Source organism: Schlesneria paludicola DSM 18645 (assembly GCF_000255655.1).
GTDB lineage: Bacteria > Planctomycetota > Planctomycetia > Planctomycetales > Planctomycetaceae > Schlesneria > Schlesneria paludicola.
In genome coordinates, this window is sequence record NZ_JH636435.1 from 213,176 (window position 1) to 235,050 (window position 21,875).

General features: G+C 55.6%; 16 protein-coding genes and 1 tRNA gene. 9 read left to right on the forward strand and 8 right to left on the reverse strand.

What is annotated here, in order from left to right:
• Positions 1-4 precede the first annotated feature (4 nt).
• A complete protein-coding gene (nadB, locus tag OSO_RS0118165; RefSeq protein ID WP_010584632.1) occupies positions 5-1,663 on the forward strand; it encodes an L-aspartate oxidase in 1,659 nt (552 codons plus the stop codon).
• Between the two features lie 250 nt (positions 1,664-1,913).
• On the opposite strand, the gene OSO_RS0118175 is transcribed toward nadB, so the two are convergent.
• Positions 1,914-2,687 (reverse strand): FkbM family methyltransferase, encoded by a 774-nt coding sequence (locus tag OSO_RS0118175; RefSeq protein ID WP_010584633.1) that lies wholly within the window; start codon positions 2,685-2,687, stop codon positions 1,914-1,916.
• Positions 2,688-3,849: 1,162 nt separating this feature from the next.
• On the opposite strand from OSO_RS0118175, the gene OSO_RS52630 reads away from it, so the two are divergent.
• Both OSO_RS52630 and OSO_RS0118185 read left to right on the forward strand, forming a co-directional pair.
• The gene (locus OSO_RS52630) at positions 3,850-3,990 is read left to right on the forward strand and encodes a transposase family protein (protein ID WP_390510910.1); all 141 of its coding nucleotides are present in this window, start codon (positions 3,850-3,852) and stop codon (positions 3,988-3,990) included.
• 463 nt (positions 3,991-4,453) lie between these two features.
• Positions 4,454-4,888 (forward strand): hypothetical protein, encoded by a 435-nt coding sequence (locus tag OSO_RS0118185; RefSeq protein WP_029247179.1) that lies wholly within the window; start codon positions 4,454-4,456, stop codon positions 4,886-4,888.
• Between the two features lie 400 nt (positions 4,889-5,288).
• On the opposite strand, the gene OSO_RS50840 is transcribed toward OSO_RS0118185, so the two are convergent.
• Positions 5,289-5,753 carry a hypothetical protein gene (locus OSO_RS50840; protein WP_157605331.1) on the reverse strand — a complete coding sequence of 155 codons (465 nt, stop codon included), beginning with the start codon at positions 5,751-5,753 and terminating at the stop codon, positions 5,289-5,291.
• Between the two features lie 32 nt (positions 5,754-5,785).
• Here OSO_RS50840 and OSO_RS0118200 point away from each other — a divergent pair.
• Positions 5,786-5,858, forward strand: a tRNA-Ile gene (locus OSO_RS0118200).
• A gap of 301 nt (positions 5,859-6,159) precedes the next feature.
• Here the strand turns inward: OSO_RS0118200 and OSO_RS50845 are convergent.
• The 3 genes from OSO_RS50845 to OSO_RS0118230 all read right to left on the reverse strand — a co-directional run bounded on the left by OSO_RS50845 (position 6,160) and on the right by OSO_RS0118230 (position 8,962).
• The gene (locus OSO_RS50845) at positions 6,160-6,306 is read right to left on the reverse strand and encodes a hypothetical protein (protein WP_157605332.1); all 147 of its coding nucleotides are present in this window, start codon (positions 6,304-6,306) and stop codon (positions 6,160-6,162) included.
• Between the two features lie 913 nt (positions 6,307-7,219).
• Positions 7,220-8,230, reverse strand: coding sequence for a hypothetical protein (locus OSO_RS0118225; RefSeq protein ID WP_010584640.1), 1,011 nt, complete (start codon positions 8,228-8,230; stop codon positions 7,220-7,222).
• Between the two features lie 198 nt (positions 8,231-8,428).
• Positions 8,429-8,962 (reverse strand): YceI family protein, encoded by a 534-nt coding sequence (locus OSO_RS0118230; RefSeq protein WP_010584641.1) that lies wholly within the window; start codon positions 8,960-8,962, stop codon positions 8,429-8,431.
• Positions 8,963-9,189: 227 nt separating this feature from the next.
• On the opposite strand from OSO_RS0118230, the gene OSO_RS0118235 reads away from it, so the two are divergent.
• From OSO_RS0118235 to OSO_RS44075, 3 genes are all read left to right on the forward strand, one after another.
• Positions 9,190-10,479 carry an AraC family transcriptional regulator gene (locus tag OSO_RS0118235; RefSeq protein ID WP_010584642.1) on the forward strand — a complete coding sequence of 430 codons (1,290 nt, stop codon included), beginning with the start codon at positions 9,190-9,192 and terminating at the stop codon, positions 10,477-10,479.
• 173 nt (positions 10,480-10,652) lie between these two features.
• Positions 10,653-11,669 carry an isoaspartyl peptidase/L-asparaginase family protein gene (locus tag OSO_RS0118240; protein WP_010584643.1) on the forward strand — a complete coding sequence of 339 codons (1,017 nt, stop codon included), beginning with the start codon at positions 10,653-10,655 and terminating at the stop codon, positions 11,667-11,669.
• A 152-nt stretch (positions 11,670-11,821) separates the two neighbouring features.
• The gene (locus OSO_RS44075) at positions 11,822-12,244 is read left to right on the forward strand and encodes a BlaI/MecI/CopY family transcriptional regulator (RefSeq protein WP_040592557.1); all 423 of its coding nucleotides are present in this window, start codon (positions 11,822-11,824) and stop codon (positions 12,242-12,244) included.
• A gap of 48 nt (positions 12,245-12,292) precedes the next feature.
• Here OSO_RS44075 and OSO_RS0118250 read toward each other — a convergent pair whose 3' ends face one another.
• Together OSO_RS0118250 and OSO_RS0118255 are read right to left on the reverse strand one after the other, a co-directional pair.
• On the reverse strand, positions 12,293-13,006 hold the full coding sequence (locus OSO_RS0118250; protein ID WP_010584645.1) for a response regulator: 714 nt from the start codon (positions 13,004-13,006) through the stop codon (positions 12,293-12,295).
• Positions 13,007-13,044: 38 nt separating this feature from the next.
• Positions 13,045-15,636: a PAS domain-containing sensor histidine kinase gene (locus tag OSO_RS0118255; protein WP_010584646.1), complete on the reverse strand. Its 2,592-nt coding sequence runs from the start codon at positions 15,634-15,636 to the stop codon at positions 13,045-13,047.
• Between the two features lie 550 nt (positions 15,637-16,186).
• Here OSO_RS0118255 and plsY point away from each other — a divergent pair.
• Positions 16,187-16,861, forward strand: coding sequence for a glycerol-3-phosphate 1-O-acyltransferase PlsY (plsY, locus tag OSO_RS44080; protein WP_010584648.1), 675 nt, complete (start codon positions 16,187-16,189; stop codon positions 16,859-16,861).
• 35 nt (positions 16,862-16,896) lie between these two features.
• Here plsY and OSO_RS0118270 read toward each other — a convergent pair whose 3' ends face one another.
• Complete coding sequence (locus OSO_RS0118270; protein WP_010584649.1) at positions 16,897-20,034, reverse strand: DUF1553 domain-containing protein; 3,138 nt, start codon at positions 20,032-20,034, stop codon at positions 16,897-16,899.
• 406 nt (positions 20,035-20,440) lie between these two features.
• On the opposite strand from OSO_RS0118270, the gene OSO_RS0118285 reads away from it, so the two are divergent.
• Positions 20,441-21,847, forward strand: coding sequence for a DUF1501 domain-containing protein (locus OSO_RS0118285; protein WP_010584651.1), 1,407 nt, complete (start codon positions 20,441-20,443; stop codon positions 21,845-21,847).
• Positions 21,848-21,875 lie beyond the last annotated feature (28 nt).

The following is a 21,875-nucleotide window of genomic DNA, read 5'->3' on the forward strand; positions in this document are numbered from 1 at the left end:
CCTTATGCCGCCAAGCCTCGTTCGGCCTAAACGCCGATATCTCGTTCGCTTCAATCCGAAGCGCGTGCCTCATCTCTTCACCGATGTGTTGATTATCGGTGCCGGTATCAGCGGAATTCGTGCCGCGTTGGCCATTGATCCGCGGCTGAACGTGGTCCTTGCCACCAAAGATGTTCTCAAAGAATCGAACAGCGCCTATGCGCAGGGCGGAATCGCGGGGGTTTTCGATCCCGTGGACCATTTCGCCAATCATGTGGCGGACACGCTGGCCGCGGGGAAGGGGCTTTGCGATCGGGACATCGTCGAGATGGTGGTCCGGGAGGCACCCCAGCGAATCGGCGAACTGATGACGATGGGGGCTCACTTTGATCGGGCCGATGGCGAAATTGCGCTGACGCAGGAAGGTGGGCACAGCCACCGTCGTGTGGTGCATGCGCTGGGCGATGCGACTGGCAAGGAAGTGATGCGCGCGTTGATCGAACGCGTTCGTGGATTGCCCCAGATCGATGTTTGGGAAAGAACCTTTACGATCGATTTGCTGACTCATGAAGGAGAATGCCGCGGGGCACTCGTTTGGAACGCCAGCCACGGAAAGACATTCGTCTGGGCCAAGCAGACGATCCTGGCCACCGGCGGGGCGGGGCGTCTGTATCGCGAGACCACAAATCCCGAAATTGCCACCGCCGATGGACATGCCATGGCGTTTCGCGCCGGGTGTGAACTGCGGGACATGGAGTTCATGCAGTTTCATCCCACCGTGCTCTACATCGCCGGTTCCTCGCGCCACTTGATTTCGGAAGCGGCGCGTGGTGAGGGCGGTCTGCTGCGCGACTGCCTTGGACATCGATTCATGCCAGACTATGACCCCGCGGCGGAACTTGCGCCTCGTGACATCGTCAGCCGCTCGATCACGCGTCAGATGGAAAAGACCCGGCACCACTGCGTATATCTCGATTTGACGCATCTGCCCAAGTCATTGGTCATGGAGCGATTTCCGCACATTCGCCAGGTCTGTGCCCAATTTGGTCTCGACCTGATGCGCGATCTGATTCCCGTCCGTCCCGGGGCTCACTACATGATCGGCGGCGTGACGATCGACAAAGACGCACAGACGTCCGTTCCGCGTCTGTGGGCTGCTGGCGAAGTCACTTCCAGCGGCCTACATGGGGCGAATCGCCTGGCAAGCAACAGTCTGCTTGAAGGATTGGTGTTCGGCCTGCGTGCCGGGAGGAACGCCTCGGCCGCGGCCTGTGGCGAAGCGGATCAATTCACCGCATTGCCGCTTCAGCGCGAAGGGGCAATTTCCGGCATCAATGACCCCAGCCCCACAGAGGGAACAGTGCCACTTGAGGACAGTTCCCTGAAGCTGGATGACCTGTTGAACTCTCTCAACAGTGAGATGTGGCGTAAGGTCGGCATCGAGCGCAATGCGTTCGATCTTGAGTCTGCTCGACAACAGATTGAATTCTGGGACCGCTACGTCGGCCCGTTTGAATTCTCGACGACGAAGGGTTGGGAATTGCAGAATCTCTTGCTGGTCGCACGGCTGATGATTACTGCCGCGATTGGGCGAAATGAGAGCCGTGGGACACACGCACGCAGTGATTTCCCTCAAACGGACCCCGCTCAGGCCAACCATGCCTCACTGATCAATCCCAGCTAGTCGTCGGCGACTTTCCGAGCACGCCTGAATGGCCTCGCTTCCGACGAACAAATACGGATGCGGATCTCGATGGCGCTGTCCACGGTGACGAATCTGATCTTGGCTGCTGAGATCCGCTCCGCAGCGGAATCGAACAGCAGACGCTAGTCGATTCCGTTTTGAAAGCGGAGGAGGAGGAGCTGAAGGCGGCGGCGGGCTGAGCAACCGATTGAGGAAGTGGCCGCCGCCCATTTGGTGATACAGGCAATCGTCAATTCGCTCCGGGAAACGGAGTTCGCGACGCGTAAACATGATGGTTTTCGTCTGTCCGAACGTGCATTCCAGCGGCTTTGAGGGTGGTTGCCACTCGTTCCGCGGTTCGTACGCCATCTCGAATATGGTAAGCGGCGATGACCGCATAATCGACGTGATCCAGCAGCTCTTTCGCGCCGACCAGTGCTTCGAGCTCAGCACCTTCGATGTCCATTTTCAAAAAGTTGACGCGTTTCTGGCCCAACCGCTTCCACATGGCGTCAAGTGTCTCAGCTCGCACCACCAATGTTTGCTTGGATTCGTCTGCCAAAGCTTGGCCGCGCTGACCGCGCGCATCTGGAACCGCCGTGTTGCTCCCCGGTGTATGCCCGATGAAGAAAGTCAACTCTGTTTCCTGGTCCCAGCAGGCACGATCAATGATCTCAATATTGGATCGCTGCTCAGCAATCTTCCTTAAGCCTGCGAGATGTTCGGGAAGGCACTCGAAGACGTAGACTTTACCTGACTTGCCGACAAGGTCCGAAAATTGCTTCGTTTCCCACCCAAGCTCTCCACCGACGTCGAAGATCGTGTCTCCCCGTTTGGGCATGAAATGTCGGAAGTATTCAAGGACCCAGACGCGGGGCGCGACGACATCAATTGTCCGGCCTCGCATCCAGACACGCCAACCAGAAAGCGTCGGGTAAAATGCACAGAATGGAATGCGGCGACTGAATAGACTGTAAACCGGAAAGGCGCACGCGTAAGCAAAATGTTTGATAGCCAGCAACATTATTTGTTTTCGATCGTTACTTAGAAAGTTCACATGGTGGCGTAATTGGTTGCAGCACTGTTGCCCCAACCGACGGATTCGGTAAGCGCCCTGTCGAGTTCGGGGCGAAAAGCATCATTTCAGTGACACAGAGGCGGAATGCGGATGTCGTCCCATGACGAGCATCGTCATGACTATGGTGTTCGGGGCGACTTGGTTCCACCGGCAGCGACGGTTGTGAGCGGTTCAGTGCCTGCACTTGGCACTTTTCGTCAATACACAAACCAATCGCCTTGTTGGGTGGACTCAAGTGCAGTCCAAAGACACCTCGAATTTTGTCAAGCAAAAGCGAGGCCGTTGATAAATTGAATATTTCCGTGCGATGCGCTTGCAAGTGACATGCACGGCCAATTCGCGAAACCGCCGTCAGGCTCAGGCCGGTCGCCTTTGCCATTCCACGCGTACTCCAACCCGCGGTGTGCGGTGGTTTCGATTCAATGGTTCGGGGCATCACGCGTTCAACATCGGCATCGTTGAATCTTCGCGGCGCTCCCGGACGCGGTTGGTTGTGCACATCATCCAATCGGTGGTCAACAAATCGCTGACGCAATTTGCCGACCATTGGCACTGTCACACCCAACTCCTCGACAACGCGTGTGTGCGGGTCAAGCCATGCCCGCACATCAAAACCACTCGATATCGCAGTGCCAAGAACTGGCTCCTGTTGGTGTGTCATACCCAACGTTCCAGCGTCTCACGTACTTCGTCCGTCAAAACACATTCCGTCTTCAGTCGTCCAATCGCCAAACCCGTGCTTTCGGGGCAAGAGCTCAACGAGCGGCGCAATCAATTTGAAATGCTTTTGTCACACAGGATAATACTGCTCCTGTAGTTACGAAAAGCCGGATGCTTCTCAATTGAGCGCGATTTAACATAACGAACGGGCGTAGAGGATTCCATGTGAAACTGCAGGTTTTTAGCCCATCCGGGAATTTTGTGGGGTTGTGAGGATTCTAGTGTTTTGAGGGGCGAACAATGCCGACAGAATTCGTGTTTGCAGACCTTGGATTTGAAGCCCCCGCGAATATTTTCACAAGGTGGCGCTGGGGATGGAGCATCAGCAGGCGGACGCATTCGTGGAGAATTTTCGGAGGCGAGGCGATGCGTTGCAGTCCAGCGTGTGATGAATTACGGCCCTGTTAGGGCCACACGGCGAGAGCAGCAATGGCGGCATCTGGACGGTTGCCGGTTCGCGACGATCCTCCATGTTCGGATTCCGCGAGTGGAATCCGAACATGGAGTCAAGCAATTGGGATTGCCCTGAGCAGAGAGGGACAGTCACTGATCGCAAAGCGGCGACTCCTTCAAAAGAAACAGGGCCGCAGGGCGCAATGGCGAATCCACCGGACTTGGATTAGGCGATTCTCAATCAAGCAGTGACACGCCAGCGATATACTGCAGCAAGGAAGTCGCTTTTCGGGCTTCTTGATGTTCCGCCCAAACATCATTGGCCAGTCGAAGTCGATGAAATCTGCATCGAATGCATGCTTGAAGCGTACTCAAACGTACTGATCGTAATTTCCAATTGTCACGAGGGCCGATACCCATTGTGCTGGCACAGTGCGCAGTTCTGCTGTCTCATTGCGCAGACGATGACGAGACTCGCGCTCAAGTGCGGTCCGCTATTGTGGCCGAAGCAGGTGAAATGCCAATCACCGCCGCCCTTGCCCCCCACCCTAGGGCCTGCCAAACTACAGACAAACCGTCACGCTTTTGCGAGCCAAAACATGCGAGAGTTTTTCAGGGGTTGGAAACGCAAGTTTGGCGTTGTCACTCTACTGATGGCGTGCGCGGTCATGGCGGGGTGGGTGAGAAGTCTGAGTGTCATCGACGAAGTGGCGATCTACACCACAGGGCGTGAGCATGCTTTCGGATCTGCTTTTGGGTACTTCGCATGGCAGTCGACTGACGCACACACGACCAATACAAAACGCTTTTGGGATTGGAACGCTCAACCCACGATTGGCAGTGGCCTCACATCCGAATCGCTGGTGAAACAGTTCGAGTCGTCCCTGACGTCGCTTGAGTCCCTGCACCCTCAGCAATGGATGCTCTCTTACTGGTTGCTCGTCATCCCGCTGACGCTGCTGTCGGCATGGCTGCTTCTTTCGAAGTCACGACCGGCCAATTTCAGCGAATCACCGAACGCCACGGCGACCTGAGGTCTGGATCGCAGGCGAAAGCCACAAGTCCGCACAGTGTATGACAAGGTTGCGGAAACGCATTCACGATGCACAATAAGACATTCCACTTGAAAATTTGAATGCCTCTGATTCCGCATCAAATGCAATTACCCAATGGCTGAAATTCAGCTGCAACTCATTTTTGATTACGCACGAAGTCGAAAAGTCAGTCATCCATCTCCCTCGCCATTGGGCAAGCTCTTCCCGCCAATCTGCGAAACGATTGCACAGAGCCGAGAACGTGGATTCTGCAAGATAATACTGAAATTCGGACTGAGATTCTTCGACCGATACCTGACGTGCGAACGCGGTCAGCGCAAGCCATCCCTGAATCTCGCGGAGAAATCCGCAGCAGTGATCATGCTTTCGATTGATCTGGTCAATTGGCCACCCGCTTCTTTGGAGTCGTCTTCCTGGACGTCGCTTTCTTCGCAGGCTTTGGCCAGAGCCAAGCGCGAATGTGGTTCACAACGCGCTCAAGACGGTCCGCGAAAATCGCCTTAAGATAGACGGCTGCCATGTCACCGGTCTTGAAGCGATTTTCCTTCGATTCGTAGAAGGCATCGCAAAGCTGCTTGACCGTTGAACGGTAGTCGTCCTGTGGTTTGGGCGTGCGACCCGCTTGCAGGTCGTCACGCTCATTGCAATACTTCTCCAGCGCCGCGTCGGAGTCAGAGATGACGCCGTAGTAGCAGAGCTTTCCTCTTATTTTCTTTGCCCATTGTCCACTGGCGCGAGGGTAGAGGGGGAAGTCCGTGCAAGGCCGTTTTACCTTGGCTTTTTTGCCATGCGAATGGACTCGGTGGTCGGATTGGTGGTCGTGATGAAAAGCTCTTTTTTTCAAAAACTCACGAATACTCTACAAAATAGGCACATGGGGCTGTAGCTCAACGGTCAGAGCAGAGGACTCATAATCCTTTGGTTCTGGGTTCGAATCCCAGCAGCCCCATTTTACTGCGCAAGGGACGCGTCCGCCCGTTTGTGCTGTACCGTCCTCGATCTATCACACGCTGATCCTGAATTGGTTTTTACGGACGACCGTTCAGGCGAAAACGACAGAGAAGCAGGTTGCTTGATCTCGTCCGCGATGATGATGTGCCATGGAGGGACACTCACGCGGTGACGGAGTCGGGCCGTTTGCACCTTCGCTGATTCTGAGATGGGATCTCGGATTGTCCCGTGGTGGCCATCAATTGCAGTTGGCATCTTCCCTGCCGCCACTCTGGCTTCTGTCCCCTCGCGATGGCGGGCTAGATTTGAATCGTCCAGGCTCGAACTGCGGGAATGATGACTGCGAAGTAGATCACGATCCAGCCGAAAATCAGCCAACTGAAATGGCTAACCGCGTCTTGATTGACTTCGTCGTGCTGGCTCGCGTCATTACTTGCTTTTTTCATTTCAGCCAACCTCTTGATCGGCATCGTGCCTATTTGGCGCCTCACAACCTGCGAAATCTGGTGGGGCAGTCACTTGGTGTTCACGATGTCATGGCGTGTTCAAATTTGTGTGGAGACACTCCCGTCAATTCGGCAAGTGCCTAATTGAAACACGCTTGCATGGTGAGACGAGACTCACCCGCCGCGTCACAATTTCGCCACTTGACGTCATGAGGATTTTGCGGACTATAGAAGCGTTCCATTCAGGCCGCCTAATCGATTTGACGTCGTCAAGGCATAGAAAATATCTATGGGTCAAGTGACCCTCAAACAGACGCTTTCTGAGTCTCGCAAGGGTGTTTGCATGACGCAGACCATGCTCAGTGGTGGGTTCGCGCGGCCCGTGTCCGACATGGTTTGGAACTTGCGGGCGGCAATGCGAAAATCCGGCACCGATTGTGATCGACGCTGTCGAGGTTCACCGGCACAAGTCTTCTGCGAGTCAGAATCATGCGAGAGTTCTTCAGGGGAAGGCGACGCAAACTAGGCGTTGTCATGCTGTTGCTGGCATGCGCGCAGATGCTCGGATGGCTGAGAAGTGAACGTACTGCCGACGAATTTCTGTTAACAAATGACGCGATGATTCGAGAGAGCCTCGTTTCATCGCGTGGAAGACTGTTCTGGATGCGATATGACTACCGCGGGAGTCATCGAGAGGGACGCAGCCTGCTGGAATAACAGGCGCTGACTCTGGCCAGGTTCAAGACGCCATGACGTCGTGAATACTCGTTTCCTAGTCCCCTTGCTTGAAGAGGCTGTCAGGTCAACAGGACTGTGATATCGCCCGGTCGGTGCGGTCGAATGTTTACGGCAGGCCTCGAAGACGTGAATCAGAAGACTCGTTGCCCGCAGGTTGATTCGTATGCATTGCAAGTCAGAACGATAGACTTTCCGCTCGCATCGCAAGAGCGACCGACACCATGGCCGGAAGGCCGACGCAGATTGCGATCGTGATCAAGCCTCGCCAGCTTTGACGCCACGGGCCTGGCAACGCAAGGGCGAGTCCCGCACTCAATGGCGCGACGGCAGGAAGAAGGAACGCGGTCGTGGGGACTTCGCTGAAGGTTTCGTGGTAACCTGCCAGCAGAATTGCTGGCAAGAAAACGGCGCCGATTGGCGCAGCGGAAGCGGTCTGGCCGCCACGCCAAAGAGCCGCGGTCGCCAGGCCGCCAGTTGCCGCCATGAGCATCGTTGCCGCGTCCGTGAGCCGTGCCGAATGCGCGTGAATCAAAATTGTTGCTGCGGCGAAGGAGGCCACAACGGTACAGACCGAGGCGACCCCTGATCGCATCTGAACGGACAGGCGATCTGCCACCCACCACCCCAGAAACACAATCCCCCCTGCCAGCCACGAAACCCACGGATATTCCACCGCCAGATCAGCCGGAACGAACAGTCGTGCTGCGACGAACGAAGCGGCCAGACGGGAAAGTTGAAGCCAACGTGCCGGGCATTTCAATGACTTCGCGAGCAATTCGACGACAACAACAATCCCGATCGCCGCAGGAATCCAATAGCGCCCGGACCGGGGACTTTTGGTCGTCGCGGAGGTGATCTCTGTATCAGGGCCGTTGGCCGTCGCTTCGTCTTCCGATTCGGCAGACTCCTGCTGGGCTGGTTGACCGACGAGAGCAGCCAGAAGTCCACGCCCCCACTGTTCGATCGCCAGCGGTTTCTCGGCATCGAAGCGCGTGACAAACACACCGCGACAAAGATTCGCAGCCAGTAGTCCCAGAACGATCGCCAATGCCGCAGTCAGGTATACGTATCGTGTGTTGAGGATCTTCCAACCACACACCGTGGCGATCGCGGTGGTCAAGAACGCCGGAAGAACAATGTTGAGCGAGGCATCGATGACTTCGGAGACTGGCGGCAGCGATGACATTTTTCACACCGTGACCTGAAGACGAAGATCGGGGCGCGTTCCACATGCTCGTTTGGAGCGGAACACCCTCTGGAGATTTGGCCGTTGACAAGCAACCGTCAGCAGCCCCTCGAAATTAGGGGGGAAAGACACGATGGCATTCACGTTGCCATCGTGTCTTTGAATCTTGAAAACGAACGTCTCAGCCACACGAACAGATCAGCGTTTGGCTTTCAGATCGACTCGAACTTCCACATCATCGTTGATCTTTCCGGTGCCGTAAGTCATTCCGAAGTCCTGGCGATTGATGTTGAACGCCGCCTTGATGGCCAGGGTGTCACCGGTTTTGATTTCCGCGGGAAATGTCACCTTCTTCGTCTTGCCCAGTATCGTCAGGTCGCCGGTCACCTGAGTACCGTCCGACGTCTTTTCAATTTTTGTGCTCTTGAATTTGGCCTTTGGGTGATCCTTCACCGAAAAGAGGTCGGGCGATTTCAAGTGTTGTGTCAGCTTCGGATCGTCGGAGTACAACGAGCCACAATCAATTTCAACGTCGAACTTCAGATTCGATCCGTCTGACAACGTGGCTGTGCCCTTCACTTGTTTGAAACCGCCATCATGTTTGCCGTCGGCTTTCGTTCCGGTCCATTCAATCTTGGTGTTCTCACCATTCAACGAGTATTTCGTTTCCTCGGCTTGAACGAGACCGCAAGCCCCAACAGCCACCATCAACGCAGCGAAAGTCTGACGCATGAAAACCTCCTGAAAACGGGTCATGACATCGGTCGGCACACACTGTGTCACCGATTGAGAGCACGTCGACCAGACCTGTGAAATCGGAGCGAACCTCAGAGGTGCGTCCTACAGATTCTAAGTCTGTCAAAGCATCCTCGACATGCTCAGTGTTGTAACCGGATCGAAGTGGATTCAGAATGATCAAAGCGATTGATTTCTAGTCCAATCGTCCAGGAAGGCTTCGAATGGATGTGCTGACGGATTTGCTAAACATCATGGGGACCTCGGCACATGTTGATGAACTGGCCCGAGCGGAAGCGGGTTGGCGTTCCGAAATTCGGACTGCGGACCATCTGACCTGCTATGCCGTCGCGGGGGGCGAGTGTCGATTGAAGTGGGGTTCGAAGTCGATCAGTCTCGGCCGTGGTGAATTGGTAATCGTGAACCAAGGGGTGTCTCACCGAATTCAGGCTTCTAAAATCGGCCAAACTGTTCTGGTGTCGGGACGCATCCAATTTCTGTCCGGGACGTCTGGGCACACAATTTTGGAGTTACCGTCCCTATTGCGACTGACCGCCTCCGCCGAATCGACGACACTGGGGTTGTTTGAGCATCTCATTCGCGAGGTCACGTTGGCCAGACCGGGCTGGGAGTCGGTCACAGCGGGACTTGTGATCGCACTTTTTGTGGAAGCTCTTCGAGTTCACGGCGCATCCGTCGAGGATGGATCGCGAGGCTGGCTACGCGGGTTGTCCGACGCTGATGTTGCGGCGGCTCTTCAGTTGATGCACCAGCAACCGTCGCATCGGTGGACCGTCGCCGAACTAGCGCAGCGACTGTCGATTTCCCGTTCGGCGTTTGCGGCTCGCTTCAAGACTGTAACAGGCCGGCCGCCACTGGAGTATCTGACCTGGTGGCGGTTGTACCGCGCGGCGGCACGCCTTCGTCGACGAGACGGTTCAACAGTGGCGCAGATTGCGAGGGATGCGGGTTACGATTCTGACGTCTCGTTCGGAAAGGCGTTCCGCCGAGAGTTTGGCCGCACTCCTGGTGCGTTACGACGCGAAGGCTCCTCGCGTACACGCTCGCCACTACAACTCGAACTCAAGAAACGCTTGCCATTTGATTTCCCCGAGCAAGAGACGGGGCTGAACCTGTTCAAGACGGCTGCATTTTTTCAGGGAGACTACGAGGCACTCTTCACGCGTCATGGAATCCGCAGCACGTGGTACAACGTTCTGCGAATTTTGCGTGGAGTCGGCACGCCTGTCGAGCTTGATGAAGTGGCCGTTCGCTTGGTTGTACCACATGCAAGACCGCTTGAGCTCTTTGAGGAGATTGCCAGTGCGAATTATCTCGAATTCGTAAATGAACGTCGAGCACTCGCGATTACTCAGCGCGGACTGGACACTTTGGCTGGGATTGATGGCACGTTGATCGATATTCATCGCCGACAACTCGGGCACCTGAGCCCTGGCGAATTGGCGGAGCTCGATCGTCTGCTTGTAAAGGCCCGCCGACGGGATGGCTCATGATGAAAACAGTCAAGAGTTACTGAAGGCAAATATTGCGAGACACCCTGATGATTTCGAACTCTGCCTCATCTCGCTATCTGGCATGCCCCGGTACGCTATAATCGGCACTGTCGTCTGTCGACGCGCCCGTTGGTAAGTTAGGCCCGGGATGGGAACTTCGTTTGAGGTGATTGATGATTCGCTGGCTTTTGTCAATTGGGGTGGCGATTTTGGCACTCGGTAACTGTGCGTCGGCGGGGGATGATGTCATCCCAAACGTGGTCCTGGGAATTCACGGGGGGATCGGCGAAGACAAGAAGGACATGACGCCGGAAATTGAAGCGAGGGTTCGCGCCGCCTTGAATGCCGCACTGAAAGCAGGAAAGGCGAAGCTCGATACTGGAGGAACCAGCTTAGATGCCGTGGAAACAGCGATTCGAGTTATGGAGGACGACTCGATCTTAAACGCAGGTCGAGGAGCCGTGTTCACGCACGAGGGCCGCAATGAACTAGATGCATCGATCATGGATGGGAAAACAAAAAAGGCCGGAGCCGTTGCGAGTGTCACGACGGTGAAGAATCCCATCTCTGCCGCGCGTGCTGTCATGGAGAAGACAAGGCATGTGATGCTGATCGGTGAAGGGGCGGAAGTCTTCGCCGCCAAGCAAGGGTTGGAGATTGTCGATCCCTCGTACTTCTGGACGGAACACGAATGGAAAGCCATTCTGGACATCTGGAAGAAGGAGGCCGCCGCGAGAAACAACGGACAAGCCGTGATCCCCGCGATCGCGAAACCGCACTTGGGAACGGTCGGAGCAGTCGCCATTGATGCTCAAAGAAATTTGGCTGCGGGAACATCGACCGGTGGATTACAGAATAAAATGCATGGTCGGATTGGCGACTCGCCTATTATTGGAGCAGGGACGTACGCAGACAACGAAGCGGCCGCCATTTCGTGTACGGGTACGGGCGAGTTCTTTATTCGCTTTTCGGTTTCGCACGAGATCGTGGCGCAGATGAAGTACAAGAAAGTGTCGTCGAAAGAAGCTGCGGAAGATGTCATCAATCGGCAATTGAAGGAGTTAAATGCAGAGGGCGCTGCGATCGTACTCGACAAGTCCGGTCAGTTTACGACCGCTCGCAATAGTGAGGGACTCTATCGCGGCTGGATTACAGCCGATGGTGCAGTCACGGTTCGAATTTACGAATAATCACAACAACGAACATTCGGACTCGACATTCGTTTGAGGCACTTGTGCGGTAGCGGCATCGGCCGAATGACCGCGGATACATCATGTTGGCGCGATGTCTCGCTGGCTTGTTGGAGTCTCGCTTTGAATCGTTGAACCGATCCGGAACAGTTATGGCAAAGAAGAAACGAACGCCGAAGCTTTCGGCCGGTGAATTCCGGTTGATGGGCGTGCTCTGGGAGCATGGTCCGCTTACCCTGGGCGAGGCGTATCAGACCCAGCCTGGACAGCTCGGATACACAACGATTCAGACCCAATTGAATCGTCTGGTCGACAAAGGCGTTGCTGCTCGAACCAAAGAGCGACCCATGAGGTATCGCGCACTTGTCGATCCGCAGGTCGCCGGTGACAGCCTACTGCAGCTTCTGGTCGATACCGTCGGCAAAGGAAGCATCGTACCGCTCGTCGCGCAGCTCATCGCACGCACATCGCTTACGATGGAAGTGGCCCTGGAACTGAAGGCTCTGGTTGATGAATCAATGCCCAAGCCGACGAAACGCCCGAAGAAGGCTGCCGCAAAACGGAAAGCGAAGTAAGTCGAATTGAATGCACGCGAGCAATCGATTGTCCCGCCTGCCCTAGCCTCATTCCGTAGGCGGACGTTCAAGAGGGCCTGCGTCTTTGGACGGAATCTCGCCTTTCTCGCCTGGAACTAATCCTCGTCGCATCGCGTAACGAACCAGGCCAGGGATGTCGTGGATTCCCAATCGATCCATGATCTGTGAACGATGGGTTTCGACGGTCTTGGCGCTGATTTCGAGGATTCTGGCGATTCCCTTCGTCGTCTGACCCTCGGTAATCAACCGCAAAATCTCACGCTGCCGCGGCGTCAGAGGGTCCGCCGCCGCCGCCGTCGACTGCGTCTCGCCCATTAATTGCATGTAACTGGACATCATCTGTTTCGAGACCGCTGGCGTCAGATAGGACTCACCGCGAATTACCGAATTGATAGCAAATTGCAGCTCCGCGGCATCGGCGTCTTTCAGCAGATATCCGGCGGCGCCGGAACGCACGGCCTGTCCTACGAACTCCTCATTGGCATGCATGGAGACGATAATCACGCGAACTTCAGGGAATTCCTTGAAGACACGCTCCGCAACGGTCAGCCCATTCATATTGGGCATGGCAATGTCGGTCAGTAGCACGTGGGGCCGCAGTCGCGCGACAAGTTCGAGAGCCTGAAAACCGTCGCTTGCTTCACCGACGACTTCAAATTCAGGGACACTCTGTAGGATCGACCGAAATCCCGCCCTGATTAGCGCATGATCGTCAGCGACGATCAGCCGGATAGATGTCATAAGAGTGGCACTTTCTTCACGAAGCCTACTATCGCCGGTCAGGAGCGTGTTAATCGAAATCGAGCAAAAACGGTCGTTCCCTTCGCGGGTTCTGAAACGATCTCGAACTGACCATCTGCAAGGTTGGCTCGTTCCTGCATGCTGATCAGTCCCAGGCTATTTCCTTCTGCAGCGCGCTCGCGTGCCGCAGCCACATTGAAGCCCGCACCGTCGTCTTGGATCTTGAGGGTCAATTCTCCGTCAGCTTCCCGCAACTGGATCTCAATTTGTCGTGCGCCCGCATGGCGCATGGCGTTTGTCACGGCTTCTTGAGTAATACGGTAACAAACGGTGGCCAAATCAGTAGGGACAACCAAATCGGGGGGGGTGACCGATAGATGGTCGACAAAGCCACCGATCTTTGCCTGCTGCTTCAAATACCAATGAAGGGTCGCCGCTAGCCCCAAATCGTCGAGGTGCGGCGGCCTCATATTCAGGGACAGGTTGCGCACCTGATCCACGGTATGATCAATCAGCGAGACGCTCTCCTCTAAACGCTTCTTAAGCTGTTCACTGACCGACATCTGGATGGCACGAAGATTCATTTTGGTCGCGGTCAATCCCTGGCCGATTTCATCGTGTAATTCACGGGCCAAGTGCCGCAATTCGGCTTCGCGCGTCGTGATCAATTGCCGCGACAAGACTTCTAACCGCTGGCGGCTGGCACGCAGTTCTTCATCCGCCTGCTTGCGCTCCGTAATATCTTGATGCGTTCCCACCATCCGAGTTGGCCGACCTTGCGCATCACGATTGACGAAACCGCGTGAAAGAATATCGCGATACTCGCCCGATTTGTGACGCATGCGAAATTCGGATTCGTAATTCTCTTGGGTGCTTTTCAGGAATGATCGCAGGTGCTCGCGGGCAGATGACCGGTCCTCTGGGTGAACCAGTTCCAGCCAGGTGTCGAATTCATTCGACACCTCCTCATCGCGATAGCCGAGAATTGACTTCCATCTTGGGGAGTAAAAAATGCACTTTCGTTCCAGATCAAGATCCCACAAACCCTCATTCGCGCCACGCAATGCCAATTGAAAACGCTCTTCACTGGTTCGCAGTGCGACTTCAATGGCCTTAATGGCGGTGATATCCAGAATTCCACCGACGATAAGTCCCTCGCCGACACCTGGACCACGCTCAAAGAGCATGACCTGCATCAGGACAATCAGCTGCTTGCCGGACTTGGTAATCAATCGAGCTTCGTTGCGATCAATTCGCCCCTGGCTGGCGTTGTTCAGCAATTGCAGAACCTTGCCGTGATCATCGGGATGAAACAAGACCCCCCAGCCGTCTCGCTTCAAATCCTCGTCTGTATAACCGCTCAGCATTCCGTAACGCGGTCGTACCCATTCGACTTCAAACATCGCAGGTTGACTGAAGCGACCGGCAAACGTGACACTTCGGGTAATTTCAGAAATTGCCGCGTAACGCATTTCGCTTTCGCGAAAACGTTGTTCGCTTTCTCGCAGGTCATTGTCGACACGTTGTTGGTCGGTGATGTCCTTGCAGATTCCCCACAAGCGGACCGGCGTTCCATCACAGGCTCGTTCAACGGTACCGAACGAATCGAGCCAGCGTAACTCGCCATCGGCGCGACGAATCTGATGTTTCAACCGATACGAAGTGTTTGAGTCAATCGACTCGCGAACTGCAGTGCGAATGAACGACTGAGCCTCGTCTGGAAGAACTCGCAGGCACTCTTCGCGTGTCGGAACAATACTCCTGGGATCGTACCCGGCAATTCGGTAGACTTCCTCAGACCACCAGATGGTTTGATCGAAATCCCATTCCCAGACGCCGAGCCCAGCCATCCGTTGGGCGGCTTTGAGGCGGGATTCACTTTCCGCAAGAGTATGCTGCGCTGTGACCCGCTCGGTGACATCTTGCACAATTCCCACGAACCGACCAGGGATTCCGGCGTGACCTTCGTCAAATTGCCCGCTATTCCAAAGCCAGCAGGTTTTCCGGTCTGGTCGATTCAGCCGCACTTCCACCGAGAAGGATTCTCGCTTGGCGAGCGCGGATTCAATCACCGTCTTGAGTCGATCCGCATCGACGGGCGAAAGTAATTTGTAATAGTCTTCGAACGTCGCGTCGAACGTCGCGAGACCAATCATTTCCAGACATTCCGGAGACCAATGCAGGACATTCGTTTCAAGTTCCCATTCCCAGACGCCCATCCTGGCCGTCTTGAGTGCGAGTGCCAAACTTCGTCGCGCGTCCGATTCGGACTGTCGAGTCCGCTGTTCCGTTCGGCGGAGTTGGTCGCGTTCGAGGACTCGCTTGACCACATGTCCAAGTCGGCCCAGCTGATTGAGCGCCAGATATTCTTGTGCTCCTGCCTGAATCGCGGATTGCTCGAGCGCCTCTCCACCTTGATCGGCAACGACGATCCACGGAGGACCGTCTAATAGCCAAGAACTTGCCTTCAGCAACCGAGCGCACTCGAAATCGCTGACGACGATGTCGTACCCGGGAACCGACTCGGCTCTCAACTCGGTCGCGCTCACATGAGTCACTGAAGGGACATAGCGGGCACTGCGGAAGGCGTCGGCGATGCATTGGGTCTCCCTTTCAGGATGGCCCAGCATGAGGACTTTCAATTGCGATTGAACCACAAGAATGCCCCGCCGATTGTTGATTGTTGATCAGATCGCCTGATTGAACCGCTCGCAAACGAAATCCAGCTTCAATTCAGCCGTCTCGCATTCAGTCGTCACTCCACCAGTGAACCTCGTGATCGTCTGATTCTGGGCCGACGCTCGGCGCAATAGCAAGTCCGCCACCTGATACGAGGCAAATTCGAATCGATTCTGAATGCGAGACGAGAACGTTCGTGCGGACAGGCATCCGAATGGCTTGGACGCAACATTCCCCATGAATTGCTCGCACGCTCACACGGGCGATCACCGTGGATGAGGGACGCAGCATTGACTTCATGGTAATATCAGCGTCACGTGGAACCGACATACCCAGTCCCTGGATGTGATGAACAGGTCGAGCATCCAGGCAATGTCCCTTGGGGTGTCCTTGGGGCGAAGATTGCCGGAACTGCAGACGCCGGTTGTTGCCTCGGTTGAATGTTCGTTAAAAATAGACATCTCGACAGGTGCTTGCTCAATTTAAGTGCACGTTAACGCAATGGTCAATATGATTCTCTTGGCATTACTCAGTTATTTGGCAGGTTCCGTTCCCTTTGGATTGATTATCGGCAAAGTAATCAAGGGAATTGACTTACGGAATCATGGAAGCGGGAATATTGGGGCGACAAATGCCTGGCGCGTCCTCGGGAAAGGGTGGGGGCTTGTCTGTCTGCTTCTGGATGCATTAAAGGGGTTATTGCCTGTTGCGTTTTTTCCGCCGATCTTTTTCGCGGCATCGGATCCGCAATTCCCCCACGCATTCGTTGTCGCCGGGATCGCGACCATCATCGGGCACATGTTCCCGTGCTGGCTGGGCTTTCGCGGAGGCAAAGGTGTCGCAACGTCGCTGGGCGTGCTGATGATCCTCAGCCCCTATGGTGTCCTGCTGGCGGCAGCACTCTTTTTCGTGACGCTCGGAATCTGGAGATATGTATCCCTCAGTTCGATGATCGCAGCCATCGGCTATGGTGGCTATGAGCTCTGCCGACACCTTCCCGCGCCATTTGGGCCCACCTCATGGAGCCAGTCGATCTTCGCCATCATGATTCCATTGCTGATTATCATCCGCCATCGAGCGAACATCGGTCGATTGTTACGAGGCGAAGAGTCGAAGCTCGGCTCAAAGCGGGTCTCCCAACAAGATGCAGTAACTCAGGCGACGATCGTCAAATGAGAGACGCTGATTCTTGATCTTGCGATCCTGCAAACTCAGTCAACGAAGACAAACTCATTCAAGTTAAGTAAGAGCCGGCACGCGCTGATCAGGCCGTGCTGTTGGGCATAGGCCGTCAGTTCTGACTGTTCATCGACCGTCGGCTTTCGTGCAAAGGAGAGCTCAAATGCCCACTCCAACTGCTCGTGTTGAGAGCTTTTCTCGGACTCGACACGCATGGCCAGATGTTTTGCCATCGTCAGCATTAGTCGATTGTTCAGAAGGGCTAGTGCTTGAAGCGCTGTGAGGGTTTCGTTCCGCTTGTCGACACTCATCGAAGGATCGGCACAGTCGAGCGTCGACATAAAGGGCTGGGGTTGCGACCTGACGAGGAATCTGTAAACCGACCGGCGATGGATTTGAGTGTCTTCGGGGTCGTGCAATTGATACTCGTAATGCGGTGAATGCTCTGGCTTTTCGACGACGAAATCTTTGAACGCAGGACCACCCATCTTCCGGTTCAGCATCCCCGCGACGGCGAGCGCAGAGTCTCGAATTGCCTCTGCCTCAAGCTTACGTCGGTTCATTCGCCACAGGTAGACATTCCCGGCGTCGATCGTCGCCTCGGCTGCACCATCGGTCACATTGGAACTCTGACGATACGTCGCGCTGTTGACGATCAGTCGATGGAGTTGCTTCAAGCTCTGGCCGCCGTCACGAAACTCAATGGCAAGCCAGTCGAGCAACTCGGGGTGTGACGGAAGTTGACCCATGCGCCCGAAATCATTGGGTGAATCGACGATTCCTCGGCCAAAGTGATACTGCCATACCCGATTGACGATGGAACGCCAGGTCAGGGGATTGTCCTGGGCCGTAATCCACTTCGCGAGCCGCAGCCGTCGTGTACCTTCCGACTGATCGGGCGAGTTGTCGAACTCTGTAACTCCTCCACGCTGCAACGCCACCGTTCCGGGGCCCACAACCTTTCCTGGACGGGTCACATCTCCTCGGGCCAATACAGAGATCGGACGTGGTTTCCCGCCTGTGTGTCCTGTCCCTTGAAATGTCCCGCTTCCCGTGTGGATTGTTCCCGCGTAGACCCGATTGGGTGCGGGGAGTGCTGCAAGTGACCCTTTCACGTTATCCAAAGACTTCTTGACGTCGCTGGCTGCCGCAAGCGTATTCGCATCGACGACGGAATCGAGTAACTCCTCTCGCTGCCGTTCCAGTGCAGTCACGGATTCGGTCGGTGATATTGCATTGCCAGGGTAGAACCCGTCGACCAGATTCGATCGTTGCCAGCGCGGTGCCGCTTCGATTGAATCAAGGCTGCGCACAGGGCAGCCGCTCGCGATGTTCAATCCACTGCCATCAACGACAGACAGTTCGGACAGCGCGAAGATGAAGTCGTTCTGGCGTGGAGCCAGTTTTGTTGCGGTGACACGAACGAACCGTCCCGCTTTTCCGCCGGCCGAGAAAATCAGTGGCTTCGTACCGGGATTCATGACGTCTTGGCCCGTCAGGTCCGCAACCATCGTCGACTGTTCAAAATTGTCGAAATCACTGAGTTCAACCTTGAACCGTACCGGAAAGCCAAACCCATCGCCGATGTTATTGAATGAATCGCTGCAACCAGCCAGTTGGATCGACTCTAAGGCTCGCGATTTCCCGAGGTCAATCTGAACCCACTTGGGCCGATCGTTCGAGGATTCAATCTGACTGTGATACCCAAATTGCACAGAGGTTTCGGCTTTCGGGCGGCCCGCTGCCGCGATTCGTTTGTTGAGTGCCTGAAGCGATTCGCCTCCCAATTCCGTAATGCGAGCTTCAAGTTGCCCAAGGTGAGTTTTCAGTTCCGATTGTTTTGCCAGCAGATTCGCCCGAGAAGACCGAACGGCGGGATCGATGTCGTACTGCCGATCAACACGGTCGAGTGCCGCGAAAACGGCTTGCAATCGGTAGTAGTCGTCTTGAACGACGGGATCGAATTTATGGTTGTGACATCGGGCACATTGCACCGTCAGGCTGATGAACGAATTGCACGTGTTTGAGACCATATCGTCGCGGTCAAGCATTCGGGCAATCATACCGTCGACCTTCGTCTCGGGAACTTCGGCGTGACCGATAAAGTCCCATGGCCCGGCGGCGATGAATCCGGTCGCCGTGATTCCATCTTCCGTCTCCGGGGCAATCACGTCTCCGGCAATTTGCTCTTCCACAAATTGATGATACGGCTTGTCTTGATTGAATGACCGAATGACATAGTCGCGATAGGGCCACGCGTTGTTGCGCGGCTGATCTTTGTCATAGCCATGCGTGTCGCCATAGTGAACCACGTCGAGCCAGTGTCGCGCCCAGCGTTCACCGTAGTGCGGCGAAGCCAATAACCGCTCGACGAGTCGCTCATATGCCCCCTGTTCGCGATCGGCGAGAAAGTTCTGCATCTCCTCCGGCGTGGGGGGGAGGCCAATCAAGTCGAAATAGAGCCGACGTGCCAGCGTCCGACGATCCGCTTCGGGTGATGGTCTCAATCCCTTCTCAGCCAGCTTCGCGAGTACAAACGAGTCAATCGCGGTCGCCTGCTCAGGTACTTTTGTCTTATCATGAGGAACTGCAGGGCGAACGAGACCTTTCAGTGACCACCAGTCGTACGGATCTGTCAACGCGACCTTGTCGACGCCGTCCGGCCACGTTGCCCCCTGATCGATCCAGCGCGCGAGCAGTTCAATTTGCTGCGAAGAGAAGGGGGGGCCTTCCGGCGGCATGCGATCACTGCCGCGACTGCTGATTCGCTCGATGATTGCACTGGATTTGCTGTCACCCGCGACGATGATCGGGCCCGATTCACCACCTGTGATTGCCGCTTGCTTTACATCCAGCCGCAAACCACTCTTCGACGCGGTCGAACCATGACAAGCAACACAGCGGCTTGAAAGTAGCGGTTGGATGTCGCGGACAAAATCCACACGATCAGCCTCACGATCTTCTGCGATCGCCAAAGGTTCCGACAAGCAAAACCAGAAGACACCGATCGCGACCATCACTGCGAATCGGCAGGCAACTTGTCCCATCACGCGCGTATCCTCAATCTGTGGCAACATCGATTTCGCATCGGCAATGGCTTGCATCACGTCGCCGCTGTCCGGCAACGTGATGCAAGCCTCGTTCATCCATTTGCCGGATTGTCGATGCATCCTATTCGATATCAAGGTGACAAATCAAAATCGGGTGTTGCGAATTTCCTTTCTGTCGCTGAATTCTCGAGCGACCTTTGCCATTCCGTGAGCAAGGAACGAACGCGCGGTTCTCATTCCATCGACGAGTCTGCTGGCACTGATTGCATCGATCATGCTGGGCGCGGCCGATGTCCGCTTCGGTAAAATCCATCCAGAATGGATTGCCCTCCCCACGCATCAGCGGTTACTTTTGCTTTCGGCGCGTTCCCAATGTCGTTGCTCGTTAGAGTGGCGTACGCTTTGTGGTACTTCGACGGAAACGACCACTGCATCATGCGAAATCGGGTTTTCACAGAGCCGCGACAGACCAGTTGTTGAATCCACGTACCAGACGCGCCGTCGGAAATCATGAGGAGTTGATGGGATGTCAGGTCGCACAGCGAAATCGTCACAGCCCTGGAGTTGGTGGAATCAGGTTCCTGTGTCACGACGGAAGTTGTTGCAACTGGGCAGCCTCGGCCTGGGGGGAATGGGTCTGACACTGCCCCGCCTGCTCGCATCGGATGCCACTGGCGGCCAGCGCCTTGGCCCGTCACTTGCCGACAACTGCATCCTGTTGTTTTTGAACGGCGGTCCCAGCCATCTCGACATGTGGGACATGAAGCCCAACGCACCTGAAGGTATTCGCGGGGAATTTCAGCCCATTGCGACGTCGGTGGTTGACTATCAGATGTGCGAGCATCTGCCGAGGCTGGCTCGACAGGCACACCTTGCCACGATCGTGCGTTCGATGAATCACACGGTCAACAATTCTCACGCCGCTGCCGTTTACGCCTCATTGACGGGACACGATCGTGGGGAACAAGGTGGGGGGACGAAATCGACCGACCACCCGTCGCTCGGCTCCATCATGGCCCGGCTGCGTCCGACCGCAGCGAATGTCGTCCCGCATGTGTGCCTGCCTTACATGACGAAAGAAGGAGCCGGCGGTCCTCCACAGCCAGGATTTTTTGGTGGATTCCTTGGGAGTTCGCTCGACCCTTTGTTCGTTTTGAAAGATCCCAATGCCCCCGATTTCCGTGTTCCAGAACTGACACTTCAGAATGAAGTGTCGGCCGACCGGCTGACCGCTCGTCGGCGATTGTTCGAAACCGCCGACGGGAGCGTCGCACAGGGCCCCTCCGCCAGCAAGGAAATGTCGCGGATGCAGGCTCGCGCCTTGGATCTATTGACGTCCGAACACACGCAACGCGCGTTTCGCCTGACCGACGAATCTGACGCGACACGGGACAGCTACGGTCGCAATATCTATGGTCAAAGTACATTGCTCGCGCGCCGATTAGTCGAAGCCGGAACCCGAATTGTCACGATTTCCTGGGCACCCGATGCAAATGCGACCTGGGATACGCACGGGAGTAATTTCGCGACGCTCAAGAACACGCTGCTTCCCCAATTCGACTCTGCTTGTGCCAGTCTGGTTTCGGACCTTGCCGAACGGGGCATGTTGGAACGCACGATTGTCGCCGTATTGGGCGATTTCGGACGGACGCCACGCATCAATGCCAATAACGGCGGACGCGACCACTGGAACTTCTGCTACAGCGTGATGCTTATCGGGGGGGGATTCCAGCAGGGATTGATCCACGGGACAAGTGATACGACGGGGGCCTTCCCCGCGAGTCATCCCCTGGTTCCCGGCGACATCATTTCGACGATCTATGCCGCGTTGGGAGTCGATCCGACAACCGATATTCATGACCTTTTCATGCGTCCCTATCGCGTCGTTCCCGCGGGTGAAATCGCGCCAAACTTGCTCATACGCCGTACGTAAGTCCGCTCCCCGCGGATGACGCGAAAAT